Here is an 18,136-nt window from a genome sequence, read left to right on the forward strand (position 1 = left end):
GCAGATGACGGACCTCGACCCCGACCTCACCGAGTTGACCGCCGTACGGATCGTCGAGGGCTACCGCAAGGGCGAGTTCAGTCCGGAGGAGGTCACGCGGGCCGCACTGGAGCGGGCCGAGCGGATCCAGCCGGAGGTGAACGCCTTCGTGCGCCTGCTCGCCGACGAGGCCCTCGCGCAGGCCCGGGAGTCGACGGAGCGATGGCGGCGCGGTGAGCCGAAGGGGCTGGTGGACGGGGTCCCGACGTCCGTCAAGGACATCATCCTGCTGCGGGGCGCACCCACCCTCAAGGGGTCCAGGACCGTCTCGGAGCAGGGCAGTTGGGACGAGGACGCTCCGTCCGTCGCCCGGCTGCGTGAGCACGGCGCCGTGTTCATCGGCAAGACCACGACCCCGGAGTTCGGCTGGAAGGGCGTCACGGACTCGCCGCAGTCCGGGGTGACCCGCAATCCGCACGACCCGACCCGCACCGCGGGCGGCTCCAGCGGCGGCGCGGCGGCGGCCGTTGCGCTGGGCGCGGGCCCGCTCGCGCTGGGCACGGACGGCGGCGGCAGCGTCCGCATCCCGGCCGCCTTCTGCGGCGTCTTCGCCCTGAAGCCGACGTACGGCCGCGTGCCCCTCTACCCGGCGAGCGCCTTCGGCACCCTGGCCCACGTCGGCCCGATGACCCGGGACGCGGCTGACGCGGCGCTGCTCCTGGACGTGATCGGGGCGCCCGACCACCGCGACTGGTCGGCGCTGGCGGCCGCGCCCGACTCCTTCGTCGCCGGACTGTCCGGCGGGGTGAAGGGCCTGCGGATCGCCTATTCGCCGTCCCTCGGCGGCCAGGTCGCGGTGCAGCCCGCGGTGGCGGCCGCGGTGCGGCGGGCGGTGGAACGGCTCGCGGAACTCGGCGCGTACGTCACCGAGACCGACCCCGACTTCACCGACCCGGTGGACGCCTTCCACGCCCTGTGGTTCTCCGGAGCGGCTCGCGTCACCCAGCAACTCGGCCTCGAACAGCGCAAGTTGCTCGACCCGGGCCTGAGGGAGATCTGTGCGGCGGGCGCCCGTCTCTCCGCCCTGGACTACCTCGCCGCGGTCGACGTCCGCATGGAACTCGGCCGCCGCATGGGCCGCTTCCACGAGTCCTACGACCTCCTCGTCACCCCGACGCTGCCGATCACCGCGTTCGAGGCGGGCAACGAGGTGCCGAAGGGTTCCGGCCACCGGCGCTGGACCGGGTGGACCCCGTTCACCTACCCCTTCAACATGACCCAGCAGCCGGCGGCGACCGTCCCGGTCGGAACCGACGGAGACGGCCTGCCGATCGGCCTGCAACTGGTGGCGGCGCGACACCGGGACGGGCTGGTGCTGCGGGCGGCGCATGCGCTGTACGAGGCGGGCCTCACGCCTCCGGCCGTGTGACCGGCCCTGCGGTGTCGATCACGTCGACCGGCGTGCCCTGCAGCTGGTCGACATAGGCCAGGAGTTTCTCGTTCAGCTCTGCCCTTGAGCTGAAGAGGTCCTCTCTCCATCGATGCACCCGATCACGCGGCAGCTCCTCGGCGCGCAGCGTGCGACCGTCCCGGCTGACGATCCCGTTGGTGAAGGTGCGCAGTACGCCCGTCACCTGGTCGAAGGCGCCGAACTGCTGTGATCCGATCCAGAGTCCGCCGCCCAGCAGCTCGTCGGAAGCCGCTCTCGCCTCCTTCTTCAGGGCTCTGGACTCCGAGGAGAACCGCTCCGCGTCCATGGAGCGGCCGGCTTCCAGGTCGGTGAGGACGTTGTTCAGGAAGTCGTGCCAGTCGCGCATCGCCGTACGGACCCGGGCGATCCGCTGCAGCTGGATCCGGATCTCCTCACGACCAGCCCGGTCCCTCTCGTGCCGAGCTGCCTGCCGCTGATGGGCCAACGGTCCGAGGAACATGGCGAGGGCCGAGATCAGCGCCCCGATGACACCACCGAGTAAGCCGGCGATCGTGTTCGACATGGCCCAAGTCTGCACGAGGACCGGTTGCTTCTATCCCGTGTGCCGCCGGAAGCTGAGCGTCTCCCCCGCCGCACCCGACCGCCACAGGTCGTTGCACCCCTCGGCCATCTCCGCGAGGCCCTCGACGACCTGGCCCCAGACGATGCCGGGCACCCAGCCCACGTCGGCGTTGAGGAGCAGGTTGTTGCGTTCGTAGAAGAGAGCGAGGTCGACGACGGTCGTGCCGGCGCGGACCTCGCGGTCGTAGCCGTACGCCTTCGTGCCGAGTTCCGTTCCCGCGAAGGAGAAATAGCAGAGATCGCCGGGAATCGGGGTGACTGTCGGATTCTCCAGGGGTGGCTCGGTTGTCGCGAACGGTGGGAACAGGGCGTAGATCTCGTTGCGGGCGTATTTCGCGTGGTAGACGTCGCTGCCCAGGGGAAGGGCGTCCCACACGGCCGCGCAGGTGACGGGGGCGCGGTCGTCCAGCAGCTTTGCCGTGCAGGAGATTCCGCGCTTGACCAGCGAGACTTCGATGTAGCGGTCAGCCATGCATCCCATGGTGCATACATCGCATGCTCTCGGGTAGCCGCGCCGCCATGGCTCCACCAATTGGGAACGAGAACGACAGAGAAACGCCCGGGACCACACGCCGGTCGCTGCTCGCGGGGGTGGCGGCGCTCGGTGTGCTGGGAACTGCCGGCTGCAGTCGCGTGGCGACCGCCTCGACGACGGAAGGCGGGGATCTGCTCGACCGGCTGAAAGCGGCGGGTGTCGTACGGCTGGGCATCGCGGGTGAGATCCCCTTCGGGTACATCGACAAGAACGGCGAACTGACCGGCGAGGCGCCGGAATTGGCCAAGGTCATCTTCAAACGGCTGGGCGTGGACAAGGTGCAGCCGGTGCCGACGGAGTTCGGCTCGCTGATTCCGGGGCTCAACTCGCAGCAGTTCGATGTCGTGGCGGCCGGGATGTATGTCAATCCCGAGCGCTGCCAACAGGTCATCTTCGCCGATCCGGACTACCAGATGCTCGATTCCTTCATCGTGCGGAAGGGGAACCCGAAGGGGCTGCACGACTACAAGGACATCGTCGCGAAGAAGGCCAAGTTCGCCACCGGGACCGGGTATGCGGAGATCCAGTACGCCGTCGAGGCGGGCTACAAGGAGAGCGACATCCTGATCGTGCCGGACCAGGTCGCGGGGCTGAACGCCGTCGAGGCCGGGCGCGTCGACGTGTTCGCCGGTACGGCGCTGACGACCCGGGAGGTCGTCAAGAAGTCCGCCAAGGCCGAGGCGACCAAGGCCTTCGCACCGCTCGTCAAGGGCAAGCCCCATGTCGACGGCGGCGCCTTCGCCTTCCGGCCGACCGAGACCAAGCTGCGCGACGCCTTCAACGTCGAGCTGCACAAGCTGAAGAAGAGCGGCGAACTCTTCCGCATTCTGCGGCCGTTCGGCTTCACCAAGGCCGAGATGACCGATCTGACCGCGAAGGAGCTGTGCGGCGGAGGGACGAGCGGATGACCTCGGGACTCTGGGAACTCGTACTCCACGGAATCTGGATCACCGTCCAGCTGCTGGTCCTGAGCGGACTGTTGGCCGCGGCGGTCGCCTTCGGGGTCGGCATGGCCCGCACCCACCGGCTGTGGATCGTCCGCTTCCTCGCGGGCTTCTACACGGAGGTGTTCCGCGGGACCTCCGCCCTGATCATGATCTTCTGGGTGTTCTTCGTGCTGCCGGTCGCATTCGGCTGGCAGCTCGTGCCCCTGTGGGCCGGCACGCTCGCCCTCGGACTGACCTACGGGGCGTACGGCGCCGAGATCGTGCGCGGCGCGCTGAACGCCGTCGACCCGGCGCAGCGCGAGGGCGGTGTCGCGCTCAGCTTCACGCCCTGGCAGCGGATGCGGCTGATCCTGCTGCCGCAGGCGGTGCCGGAGATGATCCCGCCGTTCTCCAACCTGCTGATCGAGCTGCTCAAGGGCACCGCGCTGGTGTCCGTCACGGGCATGGGCGACCTGGCGTTCAGCGCCAACCTGGTGCGCCTGGCCCTGCAGCAGAGCGCGGAGATCTACACCTACGTCCTGCTGATCTACTTCGTCATCGCGTTCCTGCTCACCCGGGGGATGCGGGGACTGGAACGCAAGCTCAAGACAGGTCTGGGCAAACCGGTCGGGCGCACGCCCGAGCAGGAGCTGCGTCGTCCTGAGACGACCGGCGTGGGCGCGGGAGGTGCTCTCGGATGAAATGGGACTGGAGCGCTGTCGCCGACTTCATGCCGAAGTTCTGGGACGGACTGCTGGTCACCCTGCAGATCCTGGTCCTCGGCTCGCTGATCTCGTTCGCGCTCGGGTTGGTGTGGGCGCTGCTGATGCGCACTCCGACGCGCTTCGTGCGCTGGCCGGTCGGGGTGGTCACGGAGTTCATCCGTGACACCCCACTGCTGGTGCAGCTGTTCTTCTTCTTCTACGTGCTGCCCGAGTGGGGCGTGACGTTCTCGGCACTGACCACCGGTGTCTGCGCGATCGGGCTGCACTACTCGACGTACACGATGCAGGTCTACCGGGCCGGCATCGAGGCGGTCCCCGCCGGCCAGTGGGAGGCAGCCGTCGCGCTGAACCTGCCGGTGCGGCACACGTGGACCGCGGTGATCCTGCCGCAGGCGATCCGCCGGGTCGTGCCGGCCCTCGGCAACTACGTCATCGCGATGCTCAAGGACACACCGATCCTGATGACCATCACCGTCATGGACATGCTCGGCGAGGCCCGTCTGTTCTCCCAGGAGCACTTCCAGTTCACCGAGCCTCTGACGGTCATCGGTGTGGCCTTCATCTTCATCGCCTATCCGGCCTCCCTTCTCGTACGAGCCCTGGAGCGACGCCTTGTCCGCTGACACGCCTTTGATGAAAGAACCCGACGCGAGCGCCAACCCGCCGGTGGACGGCAGCGAACTGATCCGCTTCGACCACGTCACCAAGCGGTTCGGCTCGAACACGGTCCTCGACCGGCTCGACTTCTCCGTGAACTCCGGCAAGCACGTCACGCTGATCGGCCCGTCCGGCTCCGGCAAGACGACGATCCTCAGGCTGCTGATGACACTGACCAAGCCGGAGGAGGGCACGATCACCGTCGACGGGGACCAGCTCTTCCCGGCGCCCGAGAAACAGATCCGCGAGGTCCGCAAGAAGATCGGGATGGTGTTCCAGCAGTTCAACCTGTTCCCGAACATGTCGGTGCTGCGGAACATCACCGAGGCCCCGGTCACGGTCCTCGGCCTCCCCAAGGACGAGGCGGAGGCACGCGCCCGTGAGCTGCTGGAGATGGTGGGCCTCGCCGACAAGCGCGACGCCCGCCCGACCCAGCTCTCCGGAGGCCAGCAGCAACGGGTGGCGATCGCCCGGGCGCTGGCGATGCGGCCGCAGGTGCTGCTCCTGGACGAGGTGACCTCGGCACTGGACCCGGAACTGGTGGCGGGCGTGCTCGACGTGCTGCGGGACATCGCCCGCACCACCGACATCACCATGCTCTGCGTGACCCACGAGATGAATTTCGCAAGGGACATCTCGGACCAGGTGCTGATGTTCGACTCCGGCCGGGTCATCGAGTCCGGCCCGCCGGAGAAGATCTTCAGCGACCCAGAGAAGGACCGGACGCGGGAATTTCTCAGCGCGGTGCTGTGACTTCGGGAGCCTTCAGGAGTTGAACGTCGGTCAATCTACGAGGTCCCGGCGCCGGGTCATGGCAGTGGCATATGCCAGAGTGCCTGCGCCCCTGCTGAGAGCCGTGCACCGGGGTCTTAATCTCGTCAACAACCGCTCACAACAAGCCGCTTGACCGTTATCGTGGAAGAGATTCGCTGTCCGCAATACGGCCCAGTTGTAGAGCGAGCGCAGGGGGACCACCGTGGCGCTGAAGCACGAGCCGACCGCGCCGTACCACTCGGCCCAGGACGCCCTGCGCGTCCTGGAGACCGTGGCACGGCACACCACCGGAGTCACCGACACCGAGCTCGCCAGGCTGACCGGCCTCACCCCGGAGCGGCTGACCACGCTCCTGAGGATGCTGCGCCGCGAGGGCTACGTCGAGCAGATCACCGACGGCGCCTACGTCACGGGCGACGCCCTCACCCGCCTCGGCTCCGCACAGGGCCGCGAGCAGGCGCTGCGCGACAAGCTCCAGCGCACCCTGGACCGGCTGCGCGACTCGGTGGGCGCGGCCGTGTACCTGAGCCGGTACGTCGACGGCGAGGTCAAGATCGCCCAGTACGCCGACGGCCCGACCACCCCGGCGGTCAACGAGTGGGTCGACTTCCGCTACTCGGCGCACGCCACCGCGGTCGGCAAGAGCCTCCTGGGCCAGCTCGACAACAACAGCCGGCGTGACCACCTCTCCCGCCACAAACTGGCCCGCCTCACCTCGCGCACGATCACCAGCGACCGGCTGCTGCTCTCCCGCCTGGAGTCCCAGCCGCCCACCGTGCCCCACCTGGACCTCCAGGAGTACGCGGTCGGCACGGTCTGCGCCGCCGTCCCGATCAGCGCCGGCTCCTCGGTCGGCTGCCTGGCCCTCTCCCTCCCCGTCGAGGACGCCCACCGCCTCCGCCAGGCCGCGGACACCCTGAACCGGAACGCGGCGCCGGTGCTGCTGTCCCTGGCGATCTAGGCGGACCTCGACAGGTGGTCCGGAGCACCCCTCCGGACCAGGTAGTATTTTCTTCGTCGCCACCCGCGAGACACGGAAACGTGCGAATGCGGTTGGCGTGAGTCATGCGCCGCTAGCTCAGTTGGTTAGAGCAGCTGACTCTTAATCAGCGGGTCCGGGGTTCGAGTCCCTGGCGGCGCACGATGGCGATGGCGAGGCATGTTCGCGGAAAACGCGAACCGGTCTCGCCATCGTTGTTTTTGCGCGGCTTCGCCGCGCGTTGTGGGGGCTTCGCCACTCACACTCCCTCCCACCGGCGGCCGCCGCGCAGCCGCAGAGTGAAGCAGTCCGCCCACGGCTGTGAAGCCGCTCACGGTGGTGGCTTCGTCCCCCGCACCCCCGCCCTCAGGCGGGGTCGCTCGTGGGAGCGAGGCGGCCTTCGGTGGCTTCCTGGTCTTGGCTGGTCAGCCTTCGGTACGGGGATGTGTGCTCGCCGGGCGGGCGCCACCACACCGGGTCGGCGCACCGGAACCCCTCCCTTCTGAGCTGGGCCCGGTGGATCTTGTTCGTGGCCGTGACCGGCATCCGCTCCACCACCCGCACGAACCGCGGCGCCATCTTCGTCCCGAGGTCGGACTGGGCGGCCAGGAAGGCGGCGAAGGCCGCCGGGTCGAAGCTCCCGGCGATCGTCGCCATCACCTGGTCCCCGGTCACCGGATCAGGCACGGCGTACACGGCGACGGCGTCGGCGCCCTCGTACCGGGCGAGGATGTTCTCGATCATCGCGGCGGCCAGGTTCTCGCTGTCGACGCGCAGGCGGTCGTCGGTGCGGCCCGCGAAGTAGAGGTAGCCGTCGACGTCCCGGTAGAAGAGATCCCCGGTCCAGTACCAGCCGTCGTGCCGCCGCTCGGCCTCCGCCGCGGGATTGCGCCAGTACCCCTCGAAGGGATTCGGCCCCTGGTTCACCAGTTCCCCTATGGCCTCGTCCCCGTTGAGCAGCCGCCCGGCCGGGTCGAAGACGGCGGGCGGGCACTCCTTGTGTGTCTGCGGATCGAGTACGACGAGACCGGGTACCGCCCGCCCCACCGCCCCGGTCGGTGTCCCGGGCGACCACTGCACGGCCGCCCCGCCCTCCGACGACCCGTACCCCTCCACCAGCCGCACCCCGAACCGCCGCTCGAAGGCCGCCGCGTCCACCGCACCCGCCTCCGTGCCGAAGCCGAGCCGCAGGGGATTGTCCCGGTCGTCCGCGCGCTCCTCGGTGGCCAGGATGTACTGCACGGCCCGCCCCACATACGTGAAGTACGTCGCCCCGTACTGCCGTACGTCCGCCAGGAACCCCGAGGCCGAGAAGCGCCGCCGCAGCGCCACCCCCGCACCGGCCACCAGCGCGGGCGCCCAGTCGGCGATCACCGCGTTGCCGTGGAACATCGGCATGCAGATGTAGTGCACGTCGTCGGGGCGCACCCCGAACTGGCCGACCAGCGAGGCCCCCGCGGCGGCCAGCCGCCCCTGGGTGCAGATCGCGGCCTTCGGGGCACCGGTCGAGCCCGAGGTGAAGTAGAGGAGCAGGCGGTCGTCGGGGCCGGCCCGGGAGGCGTCCGGTTCGGCGTCCGTATACGACGCGAGCAGATCGTCGTACTCCTCGCTGTCGGTCAACAGCAGCCGTATGCCGGGGAGTTCGAGGCCGGCGAGGAGAGGGAGGTGGGTGCGCCCGGTGAGGACGATCCGGCACTCGGTGTGCAGGATGTCGCGGGCCAGCTCCGGGCCCCGGCGGGTGGGATTGATCCCGGCGACCGCCGCTCCCGCGAGCGCTGCCGCGCCCAGCCAGAGAGGGTATTCAGGGGTGTTGTCGAGCAGTACGCCCACGTGCGGCTCGGCGCCGGGGGGCAGCAGGTCGGCCAGCAGGGCCGCGCGGGCCGCGGCGCCGGCGGCCACCTCGTGATGGGTCAGGACCAGGTCCTCGCACCACAGGCCGGGGCGGTGGTCACCCCACCGCTGGGCTACGAGTTCCGCGACCGTACGCCTGGTGGACTCCCTGGACTCCATGACGGCGCACGGTAGTTGATGGTCCGTCAGATGTGGAGGGTCACGGGGTCATCGTGACGCCGTCCACCACGACGGTGTCGGTGGTGTCGTCGGTGCCGTCGCCGAAACCGAAATCGTCGGACGACGTATGGAACGTGATCATGAAGCCGACGCAGAACACCGCGACCACCCCGAGGAAAGCCAGGGTGGCGACGGTACCCGCGGCCAGCACGCCCCGGCGGGGAGTCTTGGCCGTGGCGACCACGTTGTCGCCCTCCGCGTAGTAGACGGTGACGAAGTCGCCCTCCACGATCGTCGTCGGGCCGTTCTCCTCCTCGAAGCGGACGACACGGCCGTCGCGCGCGGTGAACTCGTATACGTGGTGCAGCGTGGTGCTCACGGACGAGTCGCCACCGCCGCCGTGGGTCGTCGTGAACATCCGCAGACAGCGCCCCTCGGCCGTCAGCCCGCTGTTCCAGGCGCTGCGTATCTGCAGCGAGCGGCGCAGCACCCGGTACGCGCCGAAGAGGACGAGGGCCAGGATGAGGCTGGGGATGAGGTAGAAGAAGAGGTCCATGGTGCTTCCCCCGAGGTCAGGTACTGCTTGGTGTGGGGAACCTACCCCCGGGGGAAGCCTGCCTGCCTCAAGTAACGCTCAGAGATCCACGGGCAGGTCAGAACGTGACGTCCGAGCAGGCGTAGAACGCGTTGCCCGTGTCCGCGATCGTCCATACGGCGACGATGACGTGGTGGCCGCTCAGCCCGGACGGCAGGGTGCCGCTGTGGGAGAGGGTGGCCGGGGGACGCCGGCCGTTGTACGGCACCGTGAGGAACGGTGTCGTGTTGAGGTCGGAGCGGGCCAGGTTGTGGTTCTGGTTCCAGCCCTGCCTGGTCACGTAGTACTTGAAGTCCGTGGTGGCGTGCATGGCGGTGAACTGCCAGCGGAAGGTGTAGCTCTGTCCGCCCGCCACCCTGGTGGTGGGCCAGGCGCCGCCCGAGGGGGTCCTCGGGCTGTCGAGCTGGGAGAAGCGGGAGTTGCCGCCGGAGCAGATGGCACCGTCGGCCGGTCCGGCGGCGGGGAAGCCCTTGGGGCCCTCGACGCTCTGCGGCTCGTACTGGATCTCGCCGCAGTTGGTCACGGTGCCGTTCTGGCAGAGCTTCTGCCTGCTGATGGGGAGGTCCGTGTAGCCGTGGCCGCTCGCGCCTCCCGCGGAGAGCACGAAGGCTCCTGCCGTGGTGAGTCCGAGCGCGGCGGCGTACCACTTGGTCTTTTTGCGCATGCTGCCGCTCCTGAAGAACGTGGGGGAAGTTCCATGAGGCGTGCAGGTCTAGACCAAGTCTCAGATTATGGCCGCTCCTTGGCTGTGTCCATATGAAAGGCATGCCCATGCCCATGCCCCTCACGTGCCGGGTTCTCCCCGGCCCGCGCAGAACGCCACCGTCAAGTCCTTGACCAGCGCCTTGCGTTCGTAGTCGTCCAGTTCCACCAGGCCCCGCACGGTCAGCCGCGTCACGGTGTCCTCCACCGAGTCGACGACCGAGGTGAGCACGGTCGCGCGGTGCTCCGCGTCCAGCGCGGCGATACGACGGCGCTGCATCGCGGCGGCCACCTCGGGCGCGTACTCGACGCGGACCGGCTGCACCGAGAACACCTCGAGCCCGACCGGCGCCGCGTCCGCCGCCGTCAGCCGGGTCAGCGCCTCCGCGACCATCTCCACCGCACCCTTCGACGCCCCGGGCGCCTCCACCGCGACCCGCGCGAGGGCCGCCTCCACGCACTCCCGCAGATACGTCTCGTGGTCCTCGATGCCCAGCACCGCCCGTGCGGTGTCCCGCACCCGCCACACCACCAGCACCACCACACGCAGCGCGACCCCGTTGCCGTCGGCCGCGGGCATCTCCTCGCTGCGCCAGTGCCGCAGCCGTACGTCGACCCGGCGGCGCAGCAGCAGCGGGTTGACCCACATCAGTCCGGTGCGCCGGACGGTGCCCCGGTAGCGGCCGTACAGCCCCAGCACCCAGGCCCGTCCGGTCCGGCCGCGCGCGAGTCCGCCGAACCCGAAGAAGCCCAGCGCTGCGGCGCCCGTGTAGGCCGCCCACTGCGCGGGGCCGAGCCCGACGCCCGGGTCCGCCGGCAGCCGTAGCGCCGTCACCGCGAGGGACGGCAGGACGCCGGCCCACCACGAGGTGGCCACGCAGCCGGCCGCCCCGCAGGCCCCGGCGAGCACGCCCGCGGTCGCGGGCAGCACCCTGGCGGGCCGCTCGCCGAGGTCGGGGTCGACCTCGGGCGCGGACCGCGGAATCGCCGGCAGGGGACGCCGGAACCGCGGCTGTTCGCCCGTCCCCTGCCGACGGCCGACCACCGTCGGCCTGAGCGGCACGGACACCGGGGCCGCTTCGTCGCGGAACAGCAGATGGACGGGGATCTCGGTGGTCGCCTCGTTCTGGATGAGTCGACCGGGCCTGCCCGGCCCCTCGGACTCAGGTGTCTGTGAAGGTGTCGTCGTACTCATGCGTGCCTCCAGCCTCCGCGCCAGATGCGTCACAACAGGGGGGTCAAACCGAACCGCTCGAAATCGCATGGAACAGGCACCGCCGGAACCGCTCAGGAGAAGAGCCGCCGCCAGGTCTCCGGGCCCGGGAGGCCGTCCGCCGCGCCGCCCCGCCACCCCTGGGAGCGCTGGAAGTCCTCGACGTTGCGCCGGTCCTCCTCGTCCCAGTCCGGCCCCGGATCGGCCGTGTAGTACTTGTCGAACCCCTTCGTCACCAGCTGCTCCCCCAGCTGGGTGACGTACGGGTTGGAGGCACCGGGGCGGAACATCGCCCGTCCCGGGTAGCCCGGCACCCCGTGGGACGAAGGCACCTGCGGATCCGGCGCCTCGACCGCGGCGATGTCCTTGCCCTCGCCCGACACCAGCAGGTCCCAGGTCAGCGGCCCCGGCATCCCGGCCGCGTCCGCGCCCTTCCAGCCCTGGGCCAGCTGGAAGGCCCCGGTGGCCCGGCGGTCCGCGTCCGACCAGCGCGGGCCGGGGCCCATCGTGTAGTAACGCCCGGCACCGCGCGCGACGAGCATCTGCCCGAGCTGGGTCACGTACTTGTTGTTCGCGCCGGGGCCGAAGTACACCGCTCCCGGGTACGAGGTCGCCGTGGCCGGCGGCTTCGGCTTGTCCGGACCCGGCGGCTTCGGCTTGTCCGGACCCGCCGCCGCGTCCTCCTTGAGCCCCTTGTAGCGGTAGGGGACGTAGCGGTTCGACTGGTGCCAGTAGGCGTACGGGGTCTCCTTGCGGCGGGCCTGCGGGGGCCGCTGCTCGTAGGCGAGGTACGAGGTGTGCGTGTAGTCCTTCCAGCCGCCGAAGATGACGACGTGCGAGCCCCTCTCCGGGTTCTGGGGATTGTGGAACAGCAGAATGTCGCCGGGTTGCAGTTCCTCCTTGCTGACGCGCTCCCCGAACTTGTTCAGGGTGCCCGTCCATTCGTTTCCGGGCAGCCCCCAGGCCATCGAGACATAGCCCGAACAGTCCTGCCGGTAACCGTCGGACCAGTACGCCTCCATGCTGTACGGCACCTTCGCGTCGACCCATTTCTTGGCCCGGGTGATGATCTCCGCGCGGGTGGTCTGGGGCGCCTTGACATCACCCGCGGGCTCGACGGGCGGCCCGCCCCTGCCGTGCAGCGGGGCCCGGTGCCCCTGCGGGGTGGCAACCTCGCTGCCTGCAGAGACACCCGGTCCGGGCGGCACCTGCGAGGCGGCGAGCGCCGGTGCCACGTGCCCTGCGCCGAGGGCCGCGGACGCGGCGGCCGCCACGATCACGGCCCGGCGGGCCGCCGGGTGCCGTACCGTCCGCGAAAACGGCAGAACACTCCGCCAGTGCGCACATCCCGGGCAGTCGCAGTCGTTCGCCGGATCGAATTCCTCGAATACCGGAGTCGCCATGCGATACCCCTCACACTCCAGATGAAAATGACCGGGCCTGTCCACGATGATCAGTTTCCCAACCCTCTTCCCGACGCGCATGTTGACGGTCCGAATGATGTACAAGGGCCGTCCGTGACCCCGGGCGCCACAGGGACGGATGGTCCGGAGCACCCCCGACCGTCGGGTAGAGTTACGACGTCAGCAGGCGCCGCTAGCTCAGTTGGTTAGAGCAGCTGACTCTTAATCAGCGGGTCCGGGGTTCGAGTCCCTGGCGGCGCACAGACAGCAGGCCCCTCGCGGAAGCGGGGGGCCTTCGCCATGCGGGCAGACTCCTCCCGGGGTCCGGCAGGGACGGCTGGGGGTCCGGGGGGATCCCCCGGGAAATGCAGCATCAGCGGGTCCGGGGGTCGAGCCCCTGGCGGCGCACAGACAGCAGGCCCTCCACCACTGTGGGGGGCCTTTCGCATGCCGGGGCACGGGCAGCGCCCCGAAGGGGCGCGGGGCTGCGTGGGTGTGCGGCTCCGCCGCGTGGGCGCGGCCGGCCACGACGGGAGCCGCAGACGCCGACCGACCCATCGCGGCCCATCCCGCGGAGCGCTTGGCCGGATACCCTCTGGCCATGGCAGCGCGTGACCTCCAGGAGCGGATCAAGAAGCTGATCATCGACCGCAGGCTGCCCTCCGGGGCCCCGCTGCCGACCGAACCCGAGCTGATGGAGTTCCTCGGCGCGAGCCGGAACTCGGTGCGCGAGGCGCTGAAGGCGCTGCAGGCGATGGGCATCGTGGAGATCCGGCACGGCTTCGGCACCTACGTAGGCCCGATGTCACTGGCCCCGATGATCGAGGGCCTCGCCTTCCGCACGGTCGCCGGGCACTACCGGGGAGAGGACTCCCTGCTCCAGCTGCTGGAGCTGCGCGAGGCGGTGGAGACGGGGCTCGTCTCCCGGCTCGCGGGGCGGATCCCGGAGCCGGACCTCGTTGAACTCGACACCCTCGTGAACCGTATGGAACACCAGGCCGCGCAAGGAGGCGCCGGTCTCGCGGACACCGACCGCGCCTTTCACGCCTGCCTGTACCGAGGGCTGGACAACGTGCTCCTCGGCGAGGTCCTGGAGGCGTTCTGGGACGCCTTCCACCGCGTACAGACGGATCTGGGGGGCGCACCACCCGACCACCAGATCACCTGCAGACAGCACCGGGACATCCTCGACGCGGTGCGGTCGGGCGACTCGGTCAGGGCGGAGGAGGCGATAAGAGAGCACTTCGGCAACATCCGCGCCCGGCTGTCCACAACTGGTCCACAGGACCCCCACACGCGCCACAATGAACGCGTATGACCGGTAAACACCGCGTTTCGCATCTTGCGATCATGATGAACGCCGTAGAACCCTGTTTCCCAAGATGCTGCGGATACGCGGCAGTTGGGGGGCAAGTAAGCGGTTGCCGGGTTCGTGGGGATAGGGGGCCCCGTTCACGAACGGATGCCGAGGGGGGCATCATGCAACCGGGAGGTCGCGGTTCCATGTCTCTGGGTGTGGAAAGTGTGGTGACTGCGGCCGGTCACTGATACGTCTGTGGAGAGTCGAGGGGGACTCGGCCGCGGGCGGAAGGAACCAACACAACACGCGGTCGACCCGCGTGTGGGGGGATGACTCATGACGTCGACGCCGACGGGCGCCCGGCAGAACTTCGACCCGTCAGAAACCACCCAGCTCAGGGTGCCTTCTCATCGAAACAGCGCGACAGGCCAGTTCCGGCGCATCAAGAAAACCCTGCCGAGATACGACTACGAGCACTACAGCCGGCTGGCCGGTCCCCTCACCCAGCCCGACCCGAACAAGCCGTACAAAGTGCAGTACCGCTCGCTGCTCTCGCAGGAGCCGCACCGTCTGCGCGCCGCCCTCATGCTGGGCGCCGCGCCGCTGCTCTCGCTGATCCTGCTCGGCTGGTTGCTGCAGCCGCAGCACTGGACCGAGCGCGACTATCCGACCTACAGCTTCCTTCCGGCGCTCGACGTCGTGATGCTCGTCTCGATCGGTCTGATCGAGTTCTTCCGCTGCATGAACGTGCTGTCCAACGCGCACGCCACGCTGGTCGCCCGCGACCCCATCCCGGTGGTGCCCGAGACCGGCACGAGAGTCGCGTTCATCACGACGTACGTGCCCGGCAAGGAACCCCTGGAGATGGTGACGAAGACCCTGGAGGCGGCCGTGCGGCTGCGCCACCGGGGCCTTCTGCACATCTGGCTCCTCGACGAGGGCGACGACGCCGAGGTGAAGGCGGTCTGCGAGCGCCTCGGCGTGCACCACTTCTCCCGCAAGGGAGTCCCGCAGTGGAACCAGAAGAAGGGCCCGCACCGCGCCAAGACCAAGCACGGCAACTACAACGCCTGGCTGGAAGCGCACGGCGACGACTACGACTTCTTCGCCTCCGTCGACACCGACCACGTACCGCTGCCCAACTACCTGGAGCGGATGCTCGGCTTCTTCCGCGACCCGGACGTCGGCTTCGTCATCGGCCCGCAGGTGTACGGCAACTACGACAACCCCATCACCAAGGCGGCCGAATCCCAGCAGTTCCTCTTCCACGCCCTCATCCAGCGGGCCGGAAACCGCTACGGCGCCCCGATGTTCGTCGGTACGTCGAACGCCGTACGCATCAAGGCGCTCAAGCAGATCGGCGGTCTGTACGACTCGATCACCGAGGACATGGCCACCGGCTTCGAGATCCACCGGCACAAGAACCCGGCGACGGGCAAGAAGTGGCGCTCGGTGTACACGCCGGACGTGCTCGCGGTGGGCGAGGGACCGGGCGCCTGGACGGACTTCTTCACACAGCAGCTGCGCTGGTCCCGGGGCACGTACGAGACGATCCTGAAGCAGTACTGGAAGGGCTGGTTCTCGCTGCCTCCGGGCAAGCTCTTCAACTACACGATGATGATCATCTTCTACCCGATGTCGGCCCTCAACTGGATCCTGGCAGCGCTGAGTTGTGCGCTGTTCCTGGGGCTGGGCGCCTCGGGTGTGAACATCGATCCGACGGTCTGGCTGATGCTGTACGGCAACGCGTCCGCACTGCAGATCGGCCTGTACATCTGGAACCGTCGGCACAACGTCTCCCCGCACGAGCCGGAGGGTTCGGGTGGTGTGGCGGGCATGGTGATGTCCGCTCTGTCGGCGCCCATTTACGCGCGCTCTCTCATGGACACCGTGCTGCGCCGCAAGAGCAAGTTCGTGGTCACGCCCAAGGGCGACTCCGCCAGCCCGGACACCCTGTTCGGGACCTTCCGGATCCACCTGTTCTTCATCCTGGTCTTCGGCGGTTCGATCGCCGCCGGTTTCACACTCGGGCACTCGCACCCGGCGATGATCATCTGGGCCACGTTCGCCCTGCTGATCACCGCGTCGCCGATCTTCGCCTGGCGGTACGGCCTCAGGCAGGCGAAGAAGCAGCCGCCCGCGCCGCTGTACGAGGAGCCGCAGGACTCGGCGGCGCCCGCGGCGGCGTACCAGCCGAAGCCGCTGCCCGGGCAGCACGCGCCGCACGGCTCGGGGCAGAAGCCCAGCTGGGCCGCCTCCGGCGGGGGCTCGGGCGCAGGCAATGACCAGACGATGCAGATCGCTCTCGGTGGATTTGGGGGACGTAAGGAATGAACGACCGTGCAGGCCGCCGCCGCGCCCGTCGACTCGCGATCGGCACGGCGGTGGTGCTCGCGCTGGCCGGGATGAACGGGCCGTGGCTCTACCGCGTCGGGACCGAGAAGTACCACGAGTACAAGATCAACAGACCCGAGTACAAGGCGAAGAACGGGCACTGGGACATCGTCGAGTTCCCGCCGGAATACCGCCAGGACACCATCCACGCGGCGCTGTTGCGCACCGGCAAGGTGCTGCTGATCGCGGGTTCGGGCAACAACCAGGACAACTTCAACGCGAAGAAGTTCGACACCCGGATCTGGGACCCGGTCAAGGGCACGATCAAGAAGATCCCGACTCCGAAGGACCTGTTCTGCACCGGCCACACGCAGTTGGCCAACGGCAATCTGCTGATCGCGGGCGGGACGAAGCGGTACGAGAAGCTGAAGGGTGACGTCACCAAGGCCGGCGGCCTGATGGTGGTGCACAACGAGAACCCGGACAAGCCGATAACGCTGCCCGCGGGAACCGCGTTCACGGGCAAGGAGAACGGCAAGACCTTCGTGTCCAAAGACCCGGTGCTAGTGCCGCGCGCGAAGAAGGTCTTCGACCCGAGGACCGGAAAGTTCCTGCGCAACGACCCGGGTCTGGGCCGTATTTACGTCGAGGCGAAGAAGAGCGGGTCGAGGTACGAGACCGGTACACAGGACAATTACCGGATCCAGGGCCTCACCGGCGCCGACGCGCGCAACACATACGGCATCGCGCAGAAGCTCGCCCTCGACAAGAAGGACTTCCAGGGGATCCGGGACGCCTTCGAGTTCGACCCGGTCGCCGAGAAGTACATCAAGGTCGACCCGATGAACGAGGCCCGCTGGTATCCGACGCTGACGACGTTGAGCGACGGCAAGATCCTCAGCGTGTCCGGGCTCGACGACATCGGGCAGCTGGTGCCGGGCAAGAACGAGGTCTTCGACCCGAAGACCAAGAAGTGGACGTACCTGCCGAAGATCCGGCAGCTCCCGACGTACCCGGCGCTGTTCCTGATGCAGAACGGCAAGATCTTCTACTCGGGTTCGAATGCGGGGTACGGGCCGGACAATGTCGGCCGCATTCCGGGCATTTGGGATATCGACACCAATAAGTTCACGAAGCTGCCCGGGCTGAGCGACGCGAACGAGATGGAGACGTCCGGCACGGTGCTGCTGCCTCCGGCGCAGAACGAGAAGTTCATGGTGATCGGCGGTGGCGGGGTCGGCGAGTCCAAGCTGTCCAGCAACAAGACGCGGCTGATCGACCTGAAGGACCAGAACCCGAAGTTCGTGGACGGGCCGACGTTGGAGAAGGGCACGCGCTATCCGCAGTCCTCGGTGCTGCCCGACGACACGGTGCTGGTGTCCGGCGGGTCGGAGGACTATCGCGGGCGCAGCGATTCCAACATCCTGCAGGCCCGGCTCTATCACCCGGACACCAACACGTTCCGGCGGGTCGCCGATCCTGAGGTGGGGCGGAACTACCACTCCGGGTCGATTCTGCTGCCGGACGGACGGGTGATGTTCTTCGGGTCGGACTCGTTGTACGGCGACAAGGCGAACACGAAGCCGGGGAAGTTCGAGCAGCGGATCGAGATTTACACCCCGCCCTATCTTTATCGGGATTCGCGGCCGTCGTTGTCCGGGGGGCCGCAGACGATTGCTCGGGGCGGGTCGGGGACGTTCACGTCTCCGCAGGCTTCGGCGATCAAGAAGGTGCGGTTGATTCGGCCCAGTGCGTCGACGCATGTGACTGATGTCGATCAGCGGTCCATTGCGTTGGACTACAAGGTCTCCGGGGACAAGATCACGGTTACTGTGCCGAAGAATCGGAATCTGGTGACGTCCGGGTGGTACATGCTGTTCGTCGATGACGATCAGGGGACGCCGTCGAAGGCGCAGTGGGTCAAGGTGCCGTAGCGCTCCCGCGGGTTGGT

General features: G+C 68.6%; 16 protein-coding genes and 2 tRNA genes. 11 read left to right on the top strand and 7 right to left on the bottom strand.

Annotation, left to right across the window (positions count from 1 at the left end; translation table 11 throughout):
* Positions 1 to 4 precede the first annotated feature (4 nt).
* A complete protein-coding gene (locus tag ACWDAG_RS20450; RefSeq protein ID WP_450696998.1) occupies positions 5 to 1,408 on the top strand; it encodes an amidase in 1,404 nt (467 codons plus the stop codon).
* On the opposite strand, the gene ACWDAG_RS20455 is transcribed toward ACWDAG_RS20450, so the two are convergent.
* Together ACWDAG_RS20455 and ACWDAG_RS20460 are read right to left on the bottom strand one after the other, a co-directional pair.
* Complete coding sequence (locus tag ACWDAG_RS20455; RefSeq protein WP_450696999.1) at positions 1,389 to 1,973, bottom strand: hypothetical protein; 585 nt, start codon at positions 1,971 to 1,973, stop codon at positions 1,389 to 1,391. The two genes, ACWDAG_RS20450 and ACWDAG_RS20455, sit on opposite strands and share 20 nt — an antisense overlap.
* Before the next feature lie 30 nt (positions 1,974 to 2,003).
* The gene (locus ACWDAG_RS20460) at positions 2,004 to 2,504 is read right to left on the bottom strand and encodes a DUF3830 family protein (RefSeq protein WP_450697000.1); all 501 of its coding nucleotides are present in this window, start codon (positions 2,502 to 2,504) and stop codon (positions 2,004 to 2,006) included.
* 47 nt (positions 2,505 to 2,551) lie between these two features.
* Here ACWDAG_RS20460 and ehuB point away from each other — a divergent pair, with 47 nt between their 5' ends.
* The 6 genes from ehuB to ACWDAG_RS20490 all read left to right on the top strand — a co-directional run bounded on the left by ehuB (position 2,552) and on the right by ACWDAG_RS20490 (position 6,790).
* Positions 2,552 to 3,475, top strand: a complete 924-nt coding sequence (gene ehuB / locus ACWDAG_RS20465; protein ID WP_450697001.1) for an ectoine/hydroxyectoine ABC transporter substrate-binding protein EhuB — start codon at positions 2,552 to 2,554, stop codon at positions 3,473 to 3,475.
* Positions 3,472 to 4,194, top strand: coding sequence for an ectoine/hydroxyectoine ABC transporter permease subunit EhuC (ehuC, locus tag ACWDAG_RS20470; protein WP_450697002.1), 723 nt, complete (start codon positions 3,472 to 3,474; stop codon positions 4,192 to 4,194). The genes ehuB and ehuC overlap by 4 nt, the downstream gene beginning before the upstream one ends.
* Positions 4,191 to 4,841 (top strand): ectoine/hydroxyectoine ABC transporter permease subunit EhuD, encoded by a 651-nt coding sequence (gene ehuD / locus ACWDAG_RS20475; protein WP_450697003.1) that lies wholly within the window; start codon positions 4,191 to 4,193, stop codon positions 4,839 to 4,841. Before ehuC ends, ehuD begins: the two co-directional genes overlap by 4 nt.
* A gap of 10 nt (positions 4,842 to 4,851) precedes the next feature.
* Positions 4,852 to 5,628 carry an ectoine/hydroxyectoine ABC transporter ATP-binding protein EhuA gene (gene ehuA / locus ACWDAG_RS20480; RefSeq protein ID WP_450697004.1) on the top strand — a complete coding sequence of 259 codons (777 nt, stop codon included), beginning with the start codon at positions 4,852 to 4,854 and terminating at the stop codon, positions 5,626 to 5,628.
* A 223-nt stretch (positions 5,629 to 5,851) separates the two neighbouring features.
* Positions 5,852 to 6,610 (top strand): IclR family transcriptional regulator, encoded by a 759-nt coding sequence (locus ACWDAG_RS20485; protein WP_450697005.1) that lies wholly within the window; start codon positions 5,852 to 5,854, stop codon positions 6,608 to 6,610.
* Positions 6,611 to 6,716: 106 nt separating this feature from the next.
* Positions 6,717 to 6,790 (top strand) — tRNA-Lys (locus ACWDAG_RS20490).
* Between the two features lie 204 nt (positions 6,791 to 6,994).
* Here the strand turns inward: ACWDAG_RS20490 and ACWDAG_RS20495 are convergent.
* The 5 genes from ACWDAG_RS20495 to ACWDAG_RS20515 all read right to left on the bottom strand — a co-directional run bounded on the left by ACWDAG_RS20495 (position 6,995) and on the right by ACWDAG_RS20515 (position 12,551).
* Positions 6,995 to 8,638, bottom strand: a complete 1,644-nt coding sequence (locus tag ACWDAG_RS20495; RefSeq protein WP_450697006.1) for a long-chain-fatty-acid--CoA ligase — start codon at positions 8,636 to 8,638, stop codon at positions 6,995 to 6,997.
* 40 nt (positions 8,639 to 8,678) lie between these two features.
* Positions 8,679 to 9,194, bottom strand: coding sequence for a hypothetical protein (locus ACWDAG_RS20500; RefSeq protein WP_450697007.1), 516 nt, complete (start codon positions 9,192 to 9,194; stop codon positions 8,679 to 8,681).
* Between the two features lie 97 nt (positions 9,195 to 9,291).
* Positions 9,292 to 9,897, bottom strand: a complete 606-nt coding sequence (locus ACWDAG_RS20505; protein WP_450697008.1) for a lytic polysaccharide monooxygenase auxiliary activity family 9 protein — start codon at positions 9,895 to 9,897, stop codon at positions 9,292 to 9,294.
* 120 nt (positions 9,898 to 10,017) lie between these two features.
* Entirely contained in the window at positions 10,018 to 11,130 is a 1,113-nt protein-coding gene (locus ACWDAG_RS20510; RefSeq protein ID WP_450697009.1) for an SPFH domain-containing protein, read from the bottom strand.
* A gap of 92 nt (positions 11,131 to 11,222) precedes the next feature.
* Positions 11,223 to 12,551: a peptidoglycan-binding protein gene (locus tag ACWDAG_RS20515; protein WP_450697010.1), complete on the bottom strand. Its 1,329-nt coding sequence runs from the start codon at positions 12,549 to 12,551 to the stop codon at positions 11,223 to 11,225.
* A gap of 187 nt (positions 12,552 to 12,738) precedes the next feature.
* Here ACWDAG_RS20515 and ACWDAG_RS20520 point away from each other — a divergent pair.
* The 4 genes from ACWDAG_RS20520 to ACWDAG_RS20535 all read left to right on the top strand — a co-directional run bounded on the left by ACWDAG_RS20520 (position 12,739) and on the right by ACWDAG_RS20535 (position 18,119).
* Positions 12,739 to 12,812 (top strand) — tRNA-Lys (locus ACWDAG_RS20520).
* Positions 12,813 to 13,152: 340 nt separating this feature from the next.
* Positions 13,153 to 13,869 carry a FadR/GntR family transcriptional regulator gene (locus ACWDAG_RS20525; protein WP_450697011.1) on the top strand — a complete coding sequence of 239 codons (717 nt, stop codon included), beginning with the start codon at positions 13,153 to 13,155 and terminating at the stop codon, positions 13,867 to 13,869.
* A gap of 318 nt (positions 13,870 to 14,187) precedes the next feature.
* Positions 14,188 to 16,185, top strand: coding sequence for a glycosyltransferase family 2 protein (locus tag ACWDAG_RS20530; RefSeq protein ID WP_450697012.1), 1,998 nt, complete (start codon positions 14,188 to 14,190; stop codon positions 16,183 to 16,185).
* A complete protein-coding gene (locus ACWDAG_RS20535; RefSeq protein WP_450697013.1) occupies positions 16,182 to 18,119 on the top strand; it encodes a galactose oxidase-like domain-containing protein in 1,938 nt (645 codons plus the stop codon). The genes ACWDAG_RS20530 and ACWDAG_RS20535 overlap by 4 nt, the downstream gene beginning before the upstream one ends.
* Positions 18,120 to 18,136 lie beyond the last annotated feature (17 nt).

It is taken from the genome of Streptomyces sp. NPDC001157, assembly GCF_053598255.1.

Excerpts from the sequence above, each read along its gene's own strand:
- ACWDAG_RS20450 (WP_450696998.1), top strand. The coding sequence starts at position 5 with ATGACGGACCTCGACCCCGACCTCACCGAGTTGACCGCCGTACGGATC.
- ACWDAG_RS20455 (WP_450696999.1), bottom strand. The coding sequence starts at position 1,973 with ATGTCGAACACGATCGCCGGCTTACTCGGTGGTGTCATCGGGGCGCTG.
- ACWDAG_RS20460 (WP_450697000.1), bottom strand. The coding sequence starts at position 2,504 with ATGGCTGACCGCTACATCGAAGTCTCGCTGGTCAAGCGCGGAATCTCC.
- ehuB (WP_450697001.1), top strand. The coding sequence starts at position 2,552 with ATGGCTCCACCAATTGGGAACGAGAACGACAGAGAAACGCCCGGGACC.
- ehuC (WP_450697002.1), top strand. The coding sequence starts at position 3,472 with ATGACCTCGGGACTCTGGGAACTCGTACTCCACGGAATCTGGATCACC.
- ehuD (WP_450697003.1), top strand. The coding sequence starts at position 4,191 with ATGAAATGGGACTGGAGCGCTGTCGCCGACTTCATGCCGAAGTTCTGG.
- ehuA (WP_450697004.1), top strand. The coding sequence starts at position 4,852 with ATGAAAGAACCCGACGCGAGCGCCAACCCGCCGGTGGACGGCAGCGAA.
- ACWDAG_RS20495 (WP_450697006.1), bottom strand. The coding sequence starts at position 8,638 with ATGGAGTCCAGGGAGTCCACCAGGCGTACGGTCGCGGAACTCGTAGCC.
- ACWDAG_RS20500 (WP_450697007.1), bottom strand. The coding sequence starts at position 9,194 with ATGGACCTCTTCTTCTACCTCATCCCCAGCCTCATCCTGGCCCTCGTC.
- ACWDAG_RS20505 (WP_450697008.1), bottom strand. The coding sequence starts at position 9,897 with ATGCGCAAAAAGACCAAGTGGTACGCCGCCGCGCTCGGACTCACCACG.
- ACWDAG_RS20510 (WP_450697009.1), bottom strand. The coding sequence starts at position 11,130 with ATGAGTACGACGACACCTTCACAGACACCTGAGTCCGAGGGGCCGGGC.
- ACWDAG_RS20515 (WP_450697010.1), bottom strand. The coding sequence starts at position 12,551 with ATGGCGACTCCGGTATTCGAGGAATTCGATCCGGCGAACGACTGCGAC.
- ACWDAG_RS20525 (WP_450697011.1), top strand. The coding sequence starts at position 13,153 with ATGGCAGCGCGTGACCTCCAGGAGCGGATCAAGAAGCTGATCATCGAC.
- ACWDAG_RS20530 (WP_450697012.1), top strand. The coding sequence starts at position 14,188 with ATGACGTCGACGCCGACGGGCGCCCGGCAGAACTTCGACCCGTCAGAA.
- ACWDAG_RS20535 (WP_450697013.1), top strand. The coding sequence starts at position 16,182 with ATGAACGACCGTGCAGGCCGCCGCCGCGCCCGTCGACTCGCGATCGGC.